The sequence below is a fragment of the Nocardiopsis sp. NPDC006832 genome (assembly GCF_040635885.1).
In the GTDB taxonomy this organism is placed as follows: domain Bacteria; phylum Actinomycetota; class Actinomycetes; order Streptosporangiales; family Streptosporangiaceae; genus Nocardiopsis.
The window spans coordinates 26086-43355 of the sequence record NZ_JBEYLC010000035.1 but is presented as its reverse complement, the minus strand read 5'-3'; the positions used below and the strand labels follow the sequence as shown (position 1 = coordinate 43355).

Below are 17270 nucleotides of genomic sequence, written 5' to 3'. Positions count from 1 at the left end.
AGGGCGAGGTTCCCGGACGATTGCTCGTAATTCCCACGCGGGCGTGCTCCCTGCGGGTCTTGTGCCGGTCAGGCCTCGAAGAGGGGTTGTCCGATGAATTCTCCTTCCCCGCAGCCCGGGGGTATGGCGAAGACCGCTGAGCCGATGTGGGTGATCCATTCATTGAGCAGGTCGAGTTCGTCCAAGCGGCGCTGGATCGGGACGAACTGCCTTTCCGGGTCCTGCTGGTAGCAGGCGAACAACAGCCCGGCGTCGCCCTCGGTGCCGGACTCGTAGTTGTAGGCCCGGCGGAAGATCCTCTCGCCGGGGTCTTCGGAGCGGGCTCGGCGGATGTGGGCATACTCGGCGATCACCGGGAACCCCAGCGGGGTCACGGCGTCCAGATCCGGTTCGTCGTGCTCGTTCTCACCGGTGAGAGGCGCCCCGTTGTCGAGGCGGCGACCCACGGAGTCCTCGCGGCCTGGACGATCGAGACGGTCCCACTCGTCCAGGTCCATGGAGATACGGCGCAGGACCAGGGCGGTACCGCCGCGGAGCCAACCCGGGGCGTCCTCCCCGCACCAGACCAGTGGGTCGAAGTCGTCGTCGGGTGGCTCGGGGTTCACGGTGCCGTCGACCTGCCCCATGAGGTTGCGCATGGTCGTACCTTCGGGTTCGGTTCCGTGGGAACGGCGGAAGCCGTCCTGGGACCAGCGCACCGTGGCGAAGGCCCGGGTGTCCTTGATCAGCATCCGGGCGGCATGGGAGAGGGTGAGCGGGTCATCGCAGCACACCTGGAGCAGGAGGTCCCCATGAGACCAGCGGTCCTGCAACCGGTCGGTCTCGAAGTCCGGCAATGGCCCCAACCATGGGGGGAGTGACCGCGGGTCGACCCGTTCGACCAGCCCTGGTCCGAAGCCCAGGGTGATGGTCAACCCGGCAGGGGAGAGCGCGAGTTCGGGTTCGGTGTCGGCCAGGGCGGATCGGCCCTGGGTGAGCCGGGTGGCGTCATCGGTGAGCAGGGACAGCAGTCGGCGCACGCCGTCGGCGTCGACGTCCCGATCCAGGTCGAAGCCGATGAACCGGGCATGCGCCTGGGGTGGGGTCGTGATCCCCGCCTGGTGCGTGCCGTGGAAGGGGTGGGTGCGGTCACCGTGCACCGGTTCCACATCGGGCGCGGCCTCCTCGGAGGGGCGCAGGGAACGGACCAGGGCGTCACCGCCGCTGAGGGCCACCGCGCCCGCGCCGGCGGCCGCGGCACCGCCCAGCAGGACACTTCGGCGTGAGGGACGGGAGGTGTCTTCGGTGGACTCCGGCATCAGTGTTCCTCGTCCTGCCCGGTGTCCCCATGGTCGCCGTGGTCGCCGTGGTCTTCGGAGTCTCCGTGGCCCTCATGGTCATCGTCGTAGTTCTCGTTGGCTCCCTCGAAATCCTTCACCGGAGCGGTGAACTCCTGAGTGGAGCCGTCCTCGAACTCCAGGGTGATGGTGACCTCCACACCGGGTTCCAGGTCTTCGGTCAGACCCATGATCATGATGTGGTCGGCTCCGGGAGACAACTCGTGCTCGGCCCCGGCGGCCACGGAGAACCCGCCGTCCTTCTCCTGCATGACCATGTTGCCGTCGTCCCCGCTGACGACCTCGTGGAGCTCCACCATGTCGGAGACCTCTTCGGCGTGGGCGGCGGCGATGGTCGCGTCCTGGTCGCCTTCGTTGGTCAGTACGCCGAAGGCGGCGGTCATCCCCTCGTCGGCCGCGGCGGCCTTGACCCAGGGGTCGGAGACGGTGATCGCTTCGGCTTGGAGGGCTGACTCCTCTTCCTCCGAGGGTGAGGCGGAGGAGCACGCTCCGAGGAACAGCGCGGCGCCGACGGCGGCCGGGAACAGAAGGAATCGGGTGGTCAGGGCGGTCATCGTGTTTCCGTTTCTTCTGGGGTGTGCTGCGTCGCAGGTCGACGCTCTTGACCGTTCGTGCGTCGCACGCGCAGGGCGCCCGCGTACAAAACGAGTCCGACCAGGGCTCCGATCAGTGCGAGTAACGCACTGCGCAGAAGACCGTTGGCGATTGCGCGCTCCCCCGCCTCACCGGAGGCGACCTCTTCGTCCTCGTCGGGCTCCTCTGCCGGAGCCGCGTCCAGAGACGGTGGCGGGGGCCCGCCCTCTCCCACGTGGAAGGTGAAGGTTCCGCTGATGGGGTGGCCGTCGCCGGAGACGACGCGCCAGCGCACCGCGTATCCGCCGTCCGTCAACTCGCCGAGCGGTTCGACACTGACGTCCGTGCCGTCGACCAGCGGCTCGGTCGTGTCCACGGTCTCGGCCTCAGAGTCCAGGACGACCACCGTGGTGGAGACGTCCATCACCTCCCCGCTGAAGTTCAGGACGATCTCTCGCGGTGAGGAGCCCAGACGCTGCTCGTCCTCAGGGCTGGAGGAGAGCAGGGTGTCGTGGGCGAACGCCGGTGCCGGTGTGAGCAGCACGAGGGCGGCGATAGCACCGAGTAGGCGTGGGATGCCCCGCATGAAACCTCCTGGACGATTGCGACGGGACGGTCTTCATCAAGAGAAGTCGTCCAAGAGGCGAAGGTGGTTCCCGGTGGCTTTTCGACATCGCCCCGGGCATCCGTTCACCGCGTGGGTCAAACCCGCAGACCGGTTCCCTGGCCGGAGGAGACGGCTCTGTGGCGTTCACGGTGGATCGGCGCCGACGGACCGGAGGGCTCCCCTTGGCCCATCGCCCCGGTTCCGAACCATCGATCGAGAGATGGTCGGAGACGGCCGCCTCACGCAATGACAGTCGTCTCGGAGAGTGGAGTGGGTCCCCCTCTTGGCATCCTCGGCTCTCTTTGGTACTCACTCGTGGCGGTGCGCTGTGGTCGGCGGGAACTTCGGGGCCTTCGAGGGCGACTGGTGAGGTAACGGACATCGGCGAGTGCTTTTCGACGGACCGAAGGCCGTTTCCCAGATGCCCAACCGAGGAACCCACGACCATGGCAGACACCACCCCACCACCCGACACCGCGCAGGCGCGGCCCAACACATGGGCACTCCTGCGACCCCTGATCCTGCGCCTGCACTTCTACGCCGGTGTCTTCGTCGCGCCCTTCATCCTGGTCGCCGCGGTCTCCGGGCTGTTGTACGTATGGACTCCGCAGTTGGAACAGGCCCTGTACACCGACCAATTGCACGTGGAACAGCAGGGCGAACCGATCACGCTCCAGGAACAGGTGTTGATCGCCCAGGAGGAGTTGCCCACGGGTGAGCTGAACGCGGTGCGTCCGGCCACGACCGCGACCGATTCGACCCGGGTGCTGTTCGACCTGCCAGAGCTTGGGGAGAGCCACCGGATGGCGGTCTTCGTCGACCCCTACGACGGTGACGTCCTGGGGGTGATGGAGTCCTACGGAACCAGTGGCGCACTGCCCGCACGGACCTGGATCGACCTGTTGCATCGAACCCTGCACCTGGGGGACGTCGGTCGTCTGTACAGCGAACTCGCGGCCAGTTGGCTCTGGGCCGTGGCCGCTGGTGGAGCCGTGATGTGGATAGCCCGAAACCGGCGCCGACGTGGGCTTCGCCGGGCGCTCGTACCCCAGGTCACCTCGTCGAGGGGCCGTGCCCGCTCCCTGTCGGTTCACGGGACCATCGGTCTGTGGGCGCTGATCGGCTTGTTCTTTCTCTCGGCGACCGGGCTCACCTGGTCTCAGCACGCCGGAACCAACATCACCGAACTCAGGGAACGGCTGGCCTGGACCACACCTTCGGTCTCCATCGAGGCGATCCCACAAACGCCCGGGGTCGATCTGGGGATCGACCGCGCGCTCGACACGGCACGTGATCACGGCTTGGACGGTCTGGTGGAGGTGGCCGTGCCACAGGACAGCACCTCCCTGTACACGGTGACCCAGATCGATCGGAGCTGGCCCTCCAGCGTGGAGGCGGTGGCCATCGCTCCGGACACCGGAGAGGTCACCGACACGGTGCGCTTCGAGGACTACTCCCTGATGGCCAAGCTGAGCCGGTGGGGGATCGACGCCCACATGGGGGTCCTCTTCGGGGTGCCGAACCAGATCGTGCTCACGGCTTTGGCGCTCGCTCTGATCACCGTGGTGGGCCTGGGATATCGGATGTGGTGGCAGCGGCGACCGACCCGGTCGAGCGCGTGGAGTCTGGGCCGCCCCTATCCCCGGGGGAGCTTTCGTGTGTTGCCCTGGTGGCTGAAGGGTGTCGTGATCGCCGTTGTTGTCGGGGTCGGCTGGGCTCTGCCCCTGCTGGGGCTCTCGCTCGTCGTGTTCCTCCTGGTGGATCTTGCCGTCGGCGCCTACCACCGTCGGCGAGGCTCCACAGGAACCCCGACCGGGGATGCGCCGGCCTCGGTCGAATCGAAAGTGTAGGTCTCTCCGCGAAGGCGGGGGTGGAACCGAAACCCGGTTCCACCCCGCGTCGTTGTGCCCCATGCGCCAAGGTGCGCGCCCGGGACGGAGCCGACTGAAGAGCACGAAGTCGGCGTCGGCGACGGCGGCCGGATCCGAGGTCACGGGCGGCGTCCCGGGCCGCGGAGTGCGCACCGGGACCGTCCACGGCGATCATCCCGCTGATGTTCCGGCGCAGACCCAGAACGGCGCGCAGCGGGGTGGACGTCGGGGGTTTTCGCTCGGGCACGGCCGACGATCACGTTCGGTGCTCCGATGCGGCCTCGTGGAGCATGTCGGCCAGGTCCCGCCTGCCGCGGGCGACCCGCGAACGGACGGTTCCTATCGGTGCTCCGGTCAGGGCCGCGGCCTCGGCGTAGGGCAGGCCGCAGATCTGGGTGAGGGTGAAGGCGGTACGCCGTTCCTCGGTCAGGTGACAGACCAGCGATAGGAGAGCCAGGTGCTCGTCGAATCGGCCCACGGCGGCCATGTCCCTGCTCCGTAGGGCGTGTTCCAAGGGTTCGCAGACCGGCCGACGGCGCTCGGCGCGGTATCGGTCGGCCACGGTGTGTCGGGCGACGGAGAACAACCACACCAGGATCGGTGCGCGACCGGTGTAACGGGACAGCCCGGTCAGGGCACGGGTGAAGGTCTCCTGGGTCAGGTCCTCGACCCAAGTGGCGTCGACGCGCACGGCGATGAACCGCGCCACGTCCGCACGGGTTCGGGTGAACAGCGTGTCCAACGCTCCGGGTACTCCTGCTCGGGCCCGTAGGGCCAGCACGGTCAGCTCGTGGTCCTTCGAATCGCGTTCGTCCACTGGAGAGGGAGAGCCGACCTGATTCGAGGCAGGGGAGATGGGGGTGGGTCGGGGGGAAGGCATACGGGTTCCTTCTGTCTTGCCCTCGTCGCACGACAAGGCCGATCCGCGACGGGACCGGCTCATCCGGTCGGTCCGGACAGGGCGCTGCGCGCTCGCATGGGCGATCAGCGGGGAAGGGGGAACGCACTCGGATGCGCGCATGGTGGAAGAAGCCGTATCGACGGCGCCTTCCGACCCGGTCCGTCACGAAGGGAAACAGGCAGGAGAGATGGCCCTCGACAAGCCGGCGCCGTCCGGGGCGGTACTCAGATGGTCACGGTGCTGGGCGGCCCGCGCAGAACGCGCACGTACCGCAGACAGGTACCGCGCGAGCCGGTGCCCCGCTCGTCTTTCGGTAGGGGTGATGCCGGTGCCCGGCGACGGGGAAGAACTCCGATGACGACGAGGAGGAGGCCGACGGTCGCCATCGCCATGAAACGCAGGAAGGCGAAGAGCCGCGTTTCCCCGGCCCCCAACCACCAGGCGCTGAGCACGGCCACCAGGACGTGAGCGGCCGGCATCGTCCAGGTCGGTGCGGATGCGGCGGCCTCGGTAGAGATCTGGTGGTGTCCACCGCCGGAGGAGGTGTAGCCGTAGGTGAGGTGGAGGGCCAGTTGGCTCCACAACATCCATGCGATGAGCGTGCCTCGGCTCTGCGGCCGGTTCGAGGCGGCCCAGGCGATCCCGAACACGAGCACCATGCCCAGGAGCAGACCACCGAGGGGGACCTCGTCCCCCGAACTCGAGCGATGGGAGTGTGCGGACACAGTGGCGCACACCAGGGTGAACATCCCGGCGCGTAACAGGCGGCACGGTTGTCGGTCGGTCATCGCACACGTATCGTGCCACTCGGTGACGATCGGGCCAAGAGTGGTTCTGGCTCGAACTTCTCAGCCGCCCTCATTCAGCGTCGCGGGAGAAACCGAGGCGAGTTCGGCCCGCCGAGGACCGTCCCGGGAACGAAGTCTCGGCGGCGAGGGCAAGGCCCCACCGCCGATTCCTGGCCGATCAGCTGCCGCAGGGCGTCGCGGTCGACCTTCCCGGCGGGGTCGATCGGCGATCCTGAGCACCATCGAACACGCTGACCACCCCCGACCCGGACGTGGGACCGAATCAGAGAACTTCTCCGTGTTTCTCCGATCTTCGATGGCCGGAAAGGGTGAGCGGGGGTGCCGACGGGTTCCCCGGACGTCCCGTCATGTGACTCGGCTCGCGTCATACTCTCTCGCTCCCTCCCGTCGAGGGTCGGCCGCCGCACGGTCTGCGGTCGGGGCCGATGAGGAAGGACCGAGGGGGCGTTCGGGACCGCGCTTGCCCGAACACCCCCATGAAATCCGACCATCGTCCACACACCTGTTCCGGTGGCCGCATGCGGTGGACCGAGGTGACCGCGGTGCCGCGACCGGGCTGGTGGAGCAGACCGGATCTCGGATCGATTCGAGTGTGTCCAGCGGCGGAGGCTCCGTGTTTCCTCGATGCCGCGGGATTCGGTACACCGGACCGTCCTCTGTGGCGAGCGCAACCGAACGCTCACAGTAGAAGTCGTCCCTGTCGGTGAAGAGGTTCCCGACCAACGGAAGTTTTCCCGGACTTCGTTGGTCGGCATCGCCGTGGTGCCCATCCCTGTCCGTGTGCGGGGCCTTCCGGGTCCAGGATCAGGAGGCCCAAGAGTTCCACGGCCAGGGGCCGGAGCCCGTACAGGAACACCGTCCCTCCCCGTGGTGAGCCCACGAGAACGGCCGTGCGCAGCCGCCGTAGACGATGGGAGGCCAGGTTCTGCCGGATCGAGCAGATCCACGTCAGAGCGCTGACGCGGAACTCGTCGCCTCCGCGATGGCTTGCGCGCGGAAGCGCTACCCGGCGGTTGTTCAGTGGTGCCCCCCGTGCCCGTGATCCGTGTCGTCGTGACCGTCACCGCTGCCCAGCGGCTCGACCGGTACATCGAACTCGACCACCGCACCGCTGCCGAACCCAAGGGTCACGGAGATCTCCTCTCCCGGTTCGAGTGGAGCGTCGATGTCATTGATCATGATGTGGTGACCGCCGTCCACGAGCTCGGTCGACCCTCCCGCGGGAAGGGGGATCTCCTCGACCACCCGCATCTGCGCGGCCCCCGATTCCGTGGTCTCGGTACTGCACAGGTCGGCGTCCTCCGAGGCGCTCGTGGACACGTCCACGATCGGGTCGTCGGACTCGGAGGTGTTGTGCGCCCGTAGATAGAGCACGCCGACCTCGGGATTGGCCGGTTCGGGGATCCACGCCTCGGTGATCCGGATATGTTCCTGTTCGGCTTGGCCCCTGTCACTGTGCTCAGATCCCTGGGCTTGGACCTCGTCGGGTGCACCACACGCGGTCAGCCCCGCAACGAAAAGGGACGCCGTGGCGAGCGCGACAGCCCAGCGGCCGCCGGTGAAGGTGTGACCGTTCATGTGTCTTCCGTTTCTGCGGGAGCATCTCTTCTCCCCTATCCAGTCGTTCGCACGCGGTCCGAAGTTCCGGACGAGGGGCCACTCACCGAACAACTCCTGACCGAGCCGGGCCTCCCGGTCTTCGAGCGGCGGGATCGCGAAGAGCCGCGCCGCCGACCGGGCCGACGGTGGCGCGGGCGGTCGGACCGGTCGGTAAGGCCAAGCCCAGAGCCGCCAGGAGCGTTTTCGTCGCGGTCACGTGGTTCACGTCGGGTCTCGCTCTCACGTCGGGTACGGGAAGGTGTTCACTCCGCGGCACGGAGCATCTCGATCAGGTGCTGTCTGGCGCGTGCCACCCGTGAGCGCACCGTCCCCACCGGGACCTTGAGCAGTTCGGCCGCCTCGGCGTAGGGCAGACCCTCGACCTGGGTCAGGACGAAGGCACGCCGCCGGTCGGGAAGGAGCTGATCCAGCAGGGACCACAGGGCCAGGTACTCGTCGAACCGGCCGTTCTCCGCGAGGGAGCGCGGGTCCTCCAGAGGAGGGAAGGACTCCGCCCGGGGGTGCGTGCCTGGAGGCGGTAGCGGTCGGCCACGGTGTAGCGGGCCACGGAGAACAGCCAGGAGCGCACCGAGGAGCGCCCGGCGAAGCGCGGCAACCCCCGCAGTGCCCTGGAGAACGTCTCCTGGGTGAGGTCCTCGACCCATTCGGAGGTGACCCGCCCCGCGATGAAGCGGGTGACGTCCGTTCGGGTCAGCGTGAACAGGGACTCCAAGGCCTCGGCGTGCCCGGATCGCGCCTGGGAGACCAGAAGGCCCGGCACATCGGCGGACGGGGGCGAGTGCGGAACGGTGTCCGGGGCGGTTTCGTCGGCGTGGTGGTCGGTTGGCCACATTCCTCGGGAACCGGCCCGTTCAGGGAAACGACTCCGATGGTGTGGCGGATAGGTGGGAGGACGTCGATCCGGAGCGGGGGTCGGTGGAGGTGATGCCCAAGAGCGCGGCGGAACGCACGGCCTCGTTGGTGTTGCGGGAAGCGGATCAGACGTCGTTCTCGCGCACGAGATGGGTGAGCTTTCGGCCGAAGAACACCACGACGGTCAGAGTGACCACGCTCACCAAGGCATAGGGGGCGCGAAGCGCGTCCGCCTGGCTCATGTGCGGGGACAGGAAGGACACGATCACGCCGCCGAGCGCCATGCCCACAGCGCTCATGCCCCAGGTGACGGTGCGCATCGCGGCGTTCACCCGGCCCAGCAGGTGATCCGGCGTGATCCTCTGGCGAATGGAGGTCATGGAGACCCCGTATCCCAACACCAGACCGCCCGCGAGGAAGTACACCCCGGCCACCACCGGCGTGACCGGAAACAGCGCCACGGCCAGGTACAGGAGTCCGCTTCCGGTCAGGCACACCACCGGCAGGGTGCCGTATGGGAGAACCGAGCGCAGCCACGAAACGATCTGGCCGCCGACGATCCCCCCGATCGCCGCGAAGGCCATGAGCAGCCCGAAGCCGGCCGAACCGAGGCCCAGGGTGTCGCGGACGAACAGGACCTGTGTGGAGAGCATGGTCGCGAAGGCGGTGTTGACGAACACCGCCACAACCGCCACGGCTCGCAGAAGCGGCTGATTCCACAGAGCCCGCACACCCTCGACCAGGTCCGACCCCGCACTACGGAGCCCTCGTGGGCCGGGGAGCGCGGTGAGGGAGGCGCCGGCCGGAGGAGCGGTGGCGCGCACTCGCAACAAAGCCACGACCGACACCGCCAGCGCACCGATGTTGCACAGGAACGGGACGAACAACCCGAGCGTCAGCACGAAACCGCCCAGAGGACGGCCACCGAACTCCTGCGCCACCAGGGCCCCGGATCGGAGGTTTCCGTTCGCACGTTCCAGCCGCTCCTTGGCCACCAAGGAGGCCACCGTGGTCTCGGCCGCCGTGTCGTAACAGACTTCGAGTGCACCAAAGGCCAGTGCGAACACCGCCAGGAGGGGGACGGACACCCAGCCGAAGAACACCACGACGGCGAGAAGTACCCAGAGCAGCATGCGCAGGGAATTAGCGGCGACCATCAGCGTGAACCTGGGTACTCGGTCCACCAGGACCCCGGCGGGAAGCGCCAGAAACAGCCAGGGCAGTCGCCCGAAAGTAGCCACTAATGCCACGAGAGCGGCATTATCTGGAGCCAATGAAGACGCGAGCCACGGTATCGCGACCATCGCCACGCCGTCGCTGAGATTGGAGGTCAGCGACGCGGCCCAGAAGGCCCAGAAACTTCCACCGAGTGGCGCCGTCGACACCTTGCTCGGGGAGCCGGGCATGGATTCAACACCGATCTTCCTGGCGAACAGGTGTTTCGGGTCGATCCCGAACAGAGGCACCGGAACGCCGCGTCAGGTTAACAGAGAAGTCATGCTGATCAAGGTCGTCGAACTTATCCGGGGGCAGGTCAGAGAGCGCTCGTGCAGGCCGGGAACGGGTGCCCCTGATCGAATCGGTGGACATCTGTCACGGGAATGTCCAGTGGATGGATCGGGTATCGTTCATCAGCGAAAAGCGATTCACCGTGGAACGCTATGACGAGATCGATAGCGGATATTCCGTCGCCGCCGAGGTGATCCCAACGATTTTCAGGTCGGGCTCCCATGCTCGAAATGAGTAAGTACAAGGGCGGCTCCGGCGACATCCCCGATCTTGCCGGGGCCGGCGGTGATGGGCTGGAGCAGCCGCCATCGCTGGGTGACCAGCGCGAATCCGTGCTCGCTCAGACGACGCACACCCCACTGGAGCTTGTTGAGGGTGCGGTTGTCCAGGGTCGACAGTGGGCCCTGGCACGCCCGCCTCGTGACATGGTGCAGGTCCGGGGCCTGATCGGCAAGGACGGCGGTGGCTTCGTCGATGTGGCGATAGCCGGTGGATCGGCCGATGCCGTGATCGCGAGCGGTCGGTCCCCTCACGGAGGTGGCGCAGCGCCATGAACGCCTGGTGGTGGCAGGACGGGGCACGGGTCCCCTCGCGGGTGCCGCGCGGCTTGTGTTCGGTGGCCACAAGGCGGGAGAGGAAGAGGACGACTTCCCTGGGGACGTCGAGGACGGCACGATGGGTGACCACGTGGAGTCTTTCACGGTAGTCCGGCAAGATTCGACGCCTCGTCTTCTACCCGGGGCTCCACGTCTATGTTCGCTGAACGGTCATATCTTCCACGCGGTCCGGTTCACGGCTTTCAATTCAAAGTCGCGGGGATCACCTCATCGTGCTATCGCGCCGACCGGGCGAGTCGGAAACCCAGGTCGTCGATGCGAAAGGTCGGATGGCTTTTGCGTCGGCAGGACGCCCTGCACGCTCGGGGCAGGTCGTGGGCGCCTCCACCGCGGAAAACCCGATATGGACCGTAGACCGCAGGGTTATAGGTGTCCCAGCACCACTCCCATACGTTGCCGATCATGTCGTGGAGTCCCCAGGCGTTCGGGGTCCGTGTGGCGACGTCGTGCACCTCGTCCTTGGAATTCCCGCGGTGCCAGGCGATGTCGTCCAGCTCGCCATACCGCACCCCGGGGGTCCCCGCCCGGCAGGCGTACTCCCACTCCGCCTCGGACGGGAGACGGTAGCCGTCCGCCTCCCGGTCGCAACCCACGTCCTCCGCGTTCGGTTCGTCGATCTCCGTGTAGCAGGGTTCGAGCCCTTCCGACAGCGAGAGCAGGTTGCAAAAGCGCACGGCGTCGATCCAGGAGACCTCGGTCACCGGCTTGCGCCGTTTCGCGTCGATCTCCGGTGCCTCGCCCCGCACGGCCCCGTACAGCTCGCGGGTGACCGGGTGCGGCGCCAGACGGAACGCGGCCACATCGACGCTCCAGCCCGTCATGGTGCCTTCGTCGCGCAGTCTGATCTGGCCGCTGGGCAAACCGATGAGCGCTACGGAGCTCGTGGTGGCCGACGTTCGTTCAAGACTCATGGGAATTGTTTCCGTGTTCGGGCGGGGCCGGGCTCCGCCGGCCGCGCGAGAAGAACCGCTCCTCCAACCGCTCTGCGGGCACGGATACGACTTCGGAGCCGAGGAAAACCGCGCCGATGAGGTCATACGCATCCTCCGTGGTGACCACCTCGGGTCCGCCCGAATCGCACATCAGGACCTGGAAGCCACCGCGTTCCTGAATTCGATCCGCCATTATTCGCATTCTGCGCGATGAGTCTGACGCTTTGCTCGTCAAACCTATCGGTAACCGTTCGGGTGTGTGGAATGGGTCGACCGGTTCTCCTTGGAGGCGGAACCCGGGACCACCGCAATGAGGCGGACGGATCGTTCCTCGTGGCGCCCCGCCGCAACGGCCGGATGTGGTCGATGGTGTGCACCATCCGCGCTCCTTGGCATACGGCGCCGGGGCGGGCTCACAACGAGACGGTGAGCCCGACCCGTACCGGACTCATCTCGAAGGGTCGGAGACCTTCCCGTAGCCGAGTGCCCCCCAGAAGTCGCCACGCACGTAGCGCTGCTCGGGCTCGGGTTCGAAGTCCCAACGGCGCACCCGCCCCTTCCGCAGCGCCTCGGCGACGAGACGGCGACTCGCCTGGCTCGCGAGCACGTCGGATTCCAGGCGAGGGATGTCGTATCGCGCCTGGAGCGCCGTCCGCATCTCCCGAACGATCTCCGCGCATTCGGGCGCCGCCGCGCGATTGCGTAGTTCGTCCGGATCCACCGAGAGATCGAAGAACTGCTCCGGATCGCCAGGGCACAGCACGTATTTCAGGTGCCCTCGCACCAACGTCAACTGGGGTCGCAACGTGCCCTCCGCGAGGTACTCGATCACGATGTCGCGATCCTCGGGGCTTGCTTCGCCCGCGCGCTCTTGACGCGCTGTCTCCAACAGCGACCGCCCGTCCTGCCCGCTCACCGCGGGGGCACCTGAGAGCTCCAGCAGGGTCGGCATCAGATCGAGCAGGCAGACCGTGTTGGCGAAGCGTCCCCTGGGCACCAGGTGCTCAGGTCCGTGCACGATCATCGGTACCCGCGAGGACTGCTCGTACGGTGACATCTTGTACCAGAGGCCCTTCTCGCCCAGCATGTCACCGTGGTCGCTCGTGACGATGATGACGGTCTCGTCGGCCAGCCCGAGCTCCTCGACGCGTTCGCGAACGCGGCCGACGTGGTCATCGATGTAGTTCACCGCGGCGTAGTACGCGCGGCGGGCCCTGCGTACCTCTTCGATACCGGGCTCCCGTACGTCGAACCCGCTCATCGCCCGCAGTCGATGACTGTGCGGATCCTGCTCGGGGTCGGGAACCTCGGGATGGGCCGGATCGGGGATCTCGACGTCGGCGAACCGGTCCCAGTGCTCGCGTGGCGGCTCGTACGGATCATGCGGATGAATGAACGAGGTGACCATCAGGAAGGGCAGGTTCTCTCCCGCGGCCTGGTTGACACGGACCCTGTCGTTGAGGTGCCGCAGGGTACGGAAACCGACCTCGTCGTCGAAGTCCTGCTGCACCGTCGCCTTCGAGACTCCGGCGCCGAACACCGCTTCGGCGTCGTGATACCACTGAAGCCGGTTCTCCGGTCGGCGATCCCAATCGGGCACCATGTCGAGGTCGGCCGGGTAGACGTCGGTGGTCAGCCTCTCCTCGAAACCGTGCCGCTGGTCCGGTCCGATGAAGTGCATCCTGCCGATCAGCGCGGTGTGGTACCCGATCGCCCGCAACCGGTGAGCGAAGGTCGGTTCGGAGGCCGCGAAATCGGCTCCGTTGTCATAGCAGCCGATCGCCGAGGGCATGCGGCCGGTCATCATCGACGCACGCGAGGGGGCGCACAGCGGAGTGTTGCAGTACGCACGATCGAACACCGCCCCCTCGTCGGCGAGGGCGTCGATGTTCGGGGTCCTCGCGGACTGGTCACCATAGGCCCCGAGAGCCTGAGCCGCCATCTGATCGGCTTGGATCACGATGATGTTCGGTCTATTCCGAGTCATGAGTCTTCCTTCCAACGAGACGGAACAAGGGGGTCCGAATGAGTTGCTGTGGTCCCGAACGCGACACGACCGGCCGACGGCCGGGGGGCTTGACGGGCGCCGACGGCAGGATGCTGGAGCGCCTCGCCGCCACCGCGAGCGACGATCTGCGGATGGTCGGCCTCGCCGGAGGCACGTTCCTCATGGGCAGCACGGATCGGTTCGCCTACCCCGAAGACGGGGAGGGACCCGTTCGCCAGGAGCGGGTGGGGCCGTTCGCCATCGCCCCGACGACGGTGACGGTGGCCGAGTTCGCCGCCTTCGTGCTCGACACCGGGTACCGCAGTGAAGCCGAGAGGTTGGGAGACTCCCTCGTGTTCCAGGGGCTGCTGCCCGAGAGGCTGCGCAGCGGTGCCCCGGCGGTCGCGCAGGCGCCATGGTGGCGTCGGGTCGAGGGTGCCTGCTGGCACCGGCCCGAAGGACCCGGGTCCTCGGTGGAGTCCCGCGGCGCACACCCGGTCACCCACGTCTCGCAGCGGGACGCGATGGCCTACGCCCAGTGGGTCGGTGCCCGGCTTCCGACGGAGACCGAGTGGGAGTTCGCTTCGCGCGGCGGGCTCGAACAGCGACCCTTCCCCTGGGGCGCCGTACGAGAACCGGAGGGAGTGCCCCGCATGAACACCTTCCCCGGTGATTTCCCGGATGGGCCGACCGGTGTGGTGGGCACCGTGCCCGCCGTGTCGTTCGCACCCAACGCCTACGGGTTGCACAACACCACGGGCAATGTCTGGGAGTGGACCGAGAGCGTCTTCGGCGATACCGATGGACGACCTGTGCTGCGAGGCGGATCGTACATGTGCCACGCGTCGTACTGCCGTCGATACCGCACCTCCGCGCGCATCGCGGCGACCGCGGACACGACCCTCGGCCACGCGGGTCTTCGCCTGGCCCTCGACGTCGGCTGATGGGCGGGGGCCCAGGGTGATGGAGTCAGCGGTCCTCATAGCCGTCGGCCCACTCCCCGGTCCCGAAGTCGTAGCCGACCGGTTCGCCCTCCTCATTGGTGCGCTGGTACCACTCGGTGTAACTCTCGTCGGTGGAGTCGATGTCGGCGCCCGCCCCACCCCCGGGCGGGGATTCCACGACCTTCAATGAGAAGTCGTCGCCGTACCGATCCACTCCCTCGGTCACGGCGTTGTTCACCGCGGTCTCGACATAGCGCATGCGTAGCGTGAGCGGATCGGTACGCAATTCCTTGAACCACGCGATGATGGCGACGAGCAGCACGAGCGCGAACGGCACCGCTGTGACGATCACGAGCTGCTGCAACCCTTCCAGTGCCAGTGCGTCACCGAGAAGGAGCATCACGATCGCGATTCCCGACATGACAAGGCCCCAGAAGACGACCACCCAACGGCGGGGCTTTTGATCTCCCTGTGTGGTGAGCATCCCCATCACGACCGAAGCGGAATCGGCGGCGGTGATGAAGAAGATCGCGAGCACCAGGATCACGACATAGGGCAGCCATTCGACATACGGCAGATTTTCGATGAGGGTGAAGAGCACCTCGGGTGCGGGCATGTCATCGGTGAACCCGTCCGCGCCGTCCCGGTACATCCAGATGGAGGTTCCGCCCATCACCCCGTATGCGATGAAGAGCAGCGAAGACGGAATGAGGATCGTGCCGAGGACGAACTGACGGATGCTGCGACCGCGGGAAATACGTGCGATGAAGATGCCCACGAAGGGCGACCAGGAGATCCACCACGCCCAATAGTAGACGGTCCACAACGATTGGAATTCCTGTGTATCCGCACCCCACGAGAGTGAGCGACCCATCATGTCGAACATGGAGCCGAGATACTCCATGATCGCCGAGGGAAGCAGGTTCATGAGGAACAGCGTGGGGCCGAGGAAGAGCACGATCACGATCATGCCGATCGTGAGTACGATGTTGATGTTCGACAGGTAGCGGATGCCCCGGGAGACCCCCGAGACGGCCGAAATGATAAAGCCGATGGTCAAAATCGCGATGATGACGACCAGAGTGTCGTTCGTGAGCTCCCCGGCACCCGAGATGACACTGACACCGGAGCCGATCTGCATGGCCGCGATACCGAGAGCGGCGGCGGTGCCGAAGAGTGTTGCGATGATCGCGAAGATGTCGACGAGTTTTCCGGCAAAGCCCTCCGTGAGCCGCTGCCCGAACAATGCGCGGAAGATCGAGGACATGAGCAGGGAGCGACCACGGCGATATGCCGCGTAGGCGACAGAGCCGCCGACCAGCGCGTAGATGGCCCACGCGTGAAAGCCCCAGTGATAGTACATCTGGGCAAGGGCGGTGTGCACCGCCTCTACCGACTCGGCCTCGCTGGTCAGTGGAGGCGGCGAGATGAAGTAGCCGAGGGGCTCTGAAGGACCCCAGAAGAGGACCGCCACACCCAGTCCGGCGGCGAACAGCATCGCAGTCCAGGAGAACGTACTGAACTCGGGCCTCTCGCCGTCCTTGCCGAGCGGAATGTTCCCGTAGGGCGAGAGCGCTATGCCCAAGAGGGAGACGAGCACGACGATGGCCACGACATTGAACATCCACCCGAGGTTGTCGGTCGACCAATAGAAGGCCGTTTCAGCGACCCCGGCGACGCTTTCCGGTGACAAGACGCCCCAGATGACGAAAGCGACCGTCAGTGAGCCGGCGATCGCGAACACGAGCCAGTCGACTCGGTATCGGCGACGCTGCTCGTCGATGGCGATGCCTGGAACCAGGACCGGGTGCGTGTCGTGGGGATACCCGGGATGCTTGTAGTCCAGGCTACCGAACGCCGTGGTGCCAGTCCGATTCTGCGGGCTCAAGGATTCATCGTTTTCCTTGGCGTCCTTGCGACCTTTTCGGCGGCGGCTTGGTTCGTCTCTTCCCGGGTTCGAGTTCTCGGGCATTACAAACACGGCCTCCTCGTGAATATTCAGGCAGAGGCGCAGGTCGGGTCCGCGAAGACGCGAGTGCGCGTTAGGAAGGTTGATCAGGGAGATTGAAAGGGCAGGGGTGGCTCTGTCGAATGCCGGCAGAAGTAGGACACCCTACTGGCGAGGGTGCCGCAGAATGACACGCGTGTATCTCTGTGCGCATGTCGTTGTCGGAAAGTGTCGGTCACCGTTCCTGGCAATTTCGATTCGATGCCCCCGGAGCGCTCTCGGTCAGGGTTCGCCGCCCTGCCAACCGATCGCCGCTCCTTCCCACGAGTCGTTCTCGTGGCCGACCGTGTCAGGAGAGGTGCGCAGGCCGGTCGGGTCGCGAAGTACGGCTCGAACCGTAGGGCCCGTCTTGAGCCCGTGCCTGGATCGGCGCTGCCCCAACAATGCAAATTCCGACATATTTGATGTAGGATAACTGTGGCGCACGCCACTGTCAACTCTTCGGATCGTGGTCCGAAGATTGAATTGTCTTGCATTTCTTTCTCGGGATCGATGTCATGATCATGCTTGATGTTCTGGAGAGCAGGACTTTCTTGCGTCTTTGAATTCGGCCGTCCGCGAGGTCCTCGCGAAGTGGGTGGACGGGAGCGTGGTCGGGTAGGGTCCATTCGGCATCGGAGGGTTCATGGCGGCAGGTTCTCTCAAGTCCCCGCGAGGCCGGGTTCGTGGCTGATCCCGAGGGGGTGGGCCCGCGCCTTCGGGA

15 protein-coding genes are annotated in these 17270 nt (G+C 66.5%); 2 read left to right on the top strand and 13 right to left on the bottom strand.

All coding sequences use genetic code 11. From position 1 onward, the window contains the following. Nucleotides 1–68: 68 nt before the first annotated feature. The 3 genes from ABZ717_RS17465 to ABZ717_RS17455 are packed head-to-tail and all read right to left on the bottom strand — an operon-like array spanning nt 69 to nt 2496. The gene (locus ABZ717_RS17465; protein ID WP_358511310.1) at nt 69–1298 is read right to left on the bottom strand and encodes a Dyp-type peroxidase; all 1230 of its coding nucleotides are present in this window, start codon (nt 1296–1298) and stop codon (nt 69–71) included. Continuing rightward, entirely contained in the window at nt 1298–1891 is a 594-nt protein-coding gene (locus ABZ717_RS17460) for a copper chaperone PCu(A)C (RefSeq protein ID WP_358511307.1), read from the bottom strand. The genes ABZ717_RS17465 and ABZ717_RS17460 overlap by 1 nt, the downstream gene beginning before the upstream one ends. Continuing rightward, on the bottom strand, nt 1888–2496 hold the full coding sequence (locus tag ABZ717_RS17455) for a copper resistance CopC family protein (RefSeq protein ID WP_358511305.1): 609 nt from the start codon (nt 2494–2496) through the stop codon (nt 1888–1890). The genes ABZ717_RS17460 and ABZ717_RS17455 overlap by 4 nt, the downstream gene beginning before the upstream one ends. 467 nt (nt 2497–2963) lie before the next feature. Between ABZ717_RS17455 and ABZ717_RS17450 the strand changes: the two genes are divergently transcribed. Beyond that, a complete protein-coding gene (locus ABZ717_RS17450; RefSeq protein WP_358511302.1) occupies nt 2964–4367 on the top strand; it encodes a PepSY-associated TM helix domain-containing protein in 1404 nt (467 codons plus the stop codon). Between the two features lie 277 nt (nt 4368–4644). Here the strand turns inward: ABZ717_RS17450 and ABZ717_RS17445 are convergent, their stop codons facing one another. From ABZ717_RS17445 to betC, 9 genes are all read right to left on the bottom strand, one after another. Further along, a complete protein-coding gene (locus ABZ717_RS17445) occupies nt 4645–5268 on the bottom strand; it encodes a sigma-70 family RNA polymerase sigma factor (RefSeq protein WP_358511299.1) in 624 nt (207 codons plus the stop codon). A 245-nt stretch (nt 5269–5513) separates the two neighbouring features. Next, nucleotides 5514–6077, bottom strand: a complete 564-nt coding sequence (locus ABZ717_RS17440; protein WP_358511296.1) for a hypothetical protein — start codon at nt 6075–6077, stop codon at nt 5514–5516. A 1038-nt stretch (nt 6078–7115) separates the two neighbouring features. After that, a complete protein-coding gene (locus tag ABZ717_RS17435; protein ID WP_358511293.1) occupies nt 7116–7676 on the bottom strand; it encodes a copper chaperone PCu(A)C in 561 nt (186 codons plus the stop codon). A gap of 284 nt (nt 7677–7960) precedes the next feature. Next, nucleotides 7961–8089 carry a sigma factor-like helix-turn-helix DNA-binding protein gene (locus ABZ717_RS17430; protein WP_358511379.1) on the bottom strand — a complete coding sequence of 43 codons (129 nt, stop codon included), beginning with the start codon at nt 8087–8089 and terminating at the stop codon, nt 7961–7963. Continuing rightward, nucleotides 8086–8550, bottom strand: a complete 465-nt coding sequence (locus ABZ717_RS17425) for a sigma factor (RefSeq protein WP_358511289.1) — start codon at nt 8548–8550, stop codon at nt 8086–8088. The genes ABZ717_RS17430 and ABZ717_RS17425 overlap by 4 nt, the downstream gene beginning before the upstream one ends. 145 nt (nt 8551–8695) lie before the next feature. Beyond that, nucleotides 8696–9976 (bottom strand): MFS transporter, encoded by a 1281-nt coding sequence (locus ABZ717_RS17420; RefSeq protein WP_358511286.1) that lies wholly within the window; start codon nt 9974–9976, stop codon nt 8696–8698. A 309-nt stretch (nt 9977–10285) separates the two neighbouring features. Then, complete coding sequence (locus ABZ717_RS17415; RefSeq protein WP_358511283.1) at nt 10286–10612, bottom strand: hypothetical protein; 327 nt, start codon at nt 10610–10612, stop codon at nt 10286–10288. A 299-nt stretch (nt 10613–10911) separates the two neighbouring features. Then, complete coding sequence (locus tag ABZ717_RS17410) at nt 10912–11607, bottom strand: SUMF1/EgtB/PvdO family nonheme iron enzyme (RefSeq protein ID WP_358511281.1); 696 nt, start codon at nt 11605–11607, stop codon at nt 10912–10914. 469 nt (nt 11608–12076) lie between these two features. After that, the gene (gene betC, locus ABZ717_RS17405) at nt 12077–13615 is read right to left on the bottom strand and encodes a choline-sulfatase (RefSeq protein WP_358511278.1); all 1539 of its coding nucleotides are present in this window, start codon (nt 13613–13615) and stop codon (nt 12077–12079) included. A 38-nt stretch (nt 13616–13653) separates the two neighbouring features. Between betC and ABZ717_RS17400 the strand changes: the two genes are divergently transcribed. Further along, nucleotides 13654–14559 carry a formylglycine-generating enzyme family protein gene (locus ABZ717_RS17400; RefSeq protein ID WP_358511275.1) on the top strand — a complete coding sequence of 302 codons (906 nt, stop codon included), beginning with the start codon at nt 13654–13656 and terminating at the stop codon, nt 14557–14559. Nucleotides 14560–14584: 25 nt separating this feature from the next. On the opposite strand, the gene ABZ717_RS17395 is transcribed toward ABZ717_RS17400, so the two are convergent. Then, nucleotides 14585–16531 (bottom strand): BCCT family transporter, encoded by a 1947-nt coding sequence (locus tag ABZ717_RS17395; RefSeq protein ID WP_358511273.1) that lies wholly within the window; start codon nt 16529–16531, stop codon nt 14585–14587. Between the last annotated feature and the right edge of the window lie 739 nt (nt 16532–17270).

Coding starts and splice junctions, on each gene's coding strand:
- ABZ717_RS17465 (WP_358511310.1), bottom strand. CDS start 1,298: ATGCCGGAGTCCACCGAAGACACCTCCCGTCCCTCACGCCGAAGTGTC.
- ABZ717_RS17460 (WP_358511307.1), bottom strand. CDS start 1,891: ATGACCGCCCTGACCACCCGATTCCTTCTGTTCCCGGCCGCCGTCGGC.
- ABZ717_RS17455 (WP_358511305.1), bottom strand. CDS start 2,496: ATGCGGGGCATCCCACGCCTACTCGGTGCTATCGCCGCCCTCGTGCTG.
- ABZ717_RS17450 (WP_358511302.1), top strand. CDS start 2,964: ATGGCAGACACCACCCCACCACCCGACACCGCGCAGGCGCGGCCCAAC.
- ABZ717_RS17445 (WP_358511299.1), bottom strand. CDS start 5,268: ATGCCTTCCCCCCGACCCACCCCCATCTCCCCTGCCTCGAATCAGGTC.
- ABZ717_RS17440 (WP_358511296.1), bottom strand. CDS start 6,077: ATGACCGACCGACAACCGTGCCGCCTGTTACGCGCCGGGATGTTCACC.
- ABZ717_RS17435 (WP_358511293.1), bottom strand. CDS start 7,676: ATGAACGGTCACACCTTCACCGGCGGCCGCTGGGCTGTCGCGCTCGCC.
- ABZ717_RS17425 (WP_358511289.1), bottom strand. CDS start 8,550: ATGTGGCCAACCGACCACCACGCCGACGAAACCGCCCCGGACACCGTT.
- ABZ717_RS17420 (WP_358511286.1), bottom strand. CDS start 9,976: ATGCCCGGCTCCCCGAGCAAGGTGTCGACGGCGCCACTCGGTGGAAGT.
- ABZ717_RS17410 (WP_358511281.1), bottom strand. CDS start 11,607: ATGAGTCTTGAACGAACGTCGGCCACCACGAGCTCCGTAGCGCTCATC.
- betC (WP_358511278.1), bottom strand. CDS start 13,615: ATGACTCGGAATAGACCGAACATCATCGTGATCCAAGCCGATCAGATG.
- ABZ717_RS17400 (WP_358511275.1), top strand. CDS start 13,654: ATGAGTTGCTGTGGTCCCGAACGCGACACGACCGGCCGACGGCCGGGG.
- ABZ717_RS17395 (WP_358511273.1), bottom strand. CDS start 16,531: ATGCCCGAGAACTCGAACCCGGGAAGAGACGAACCAAGCCGCCGCCGA.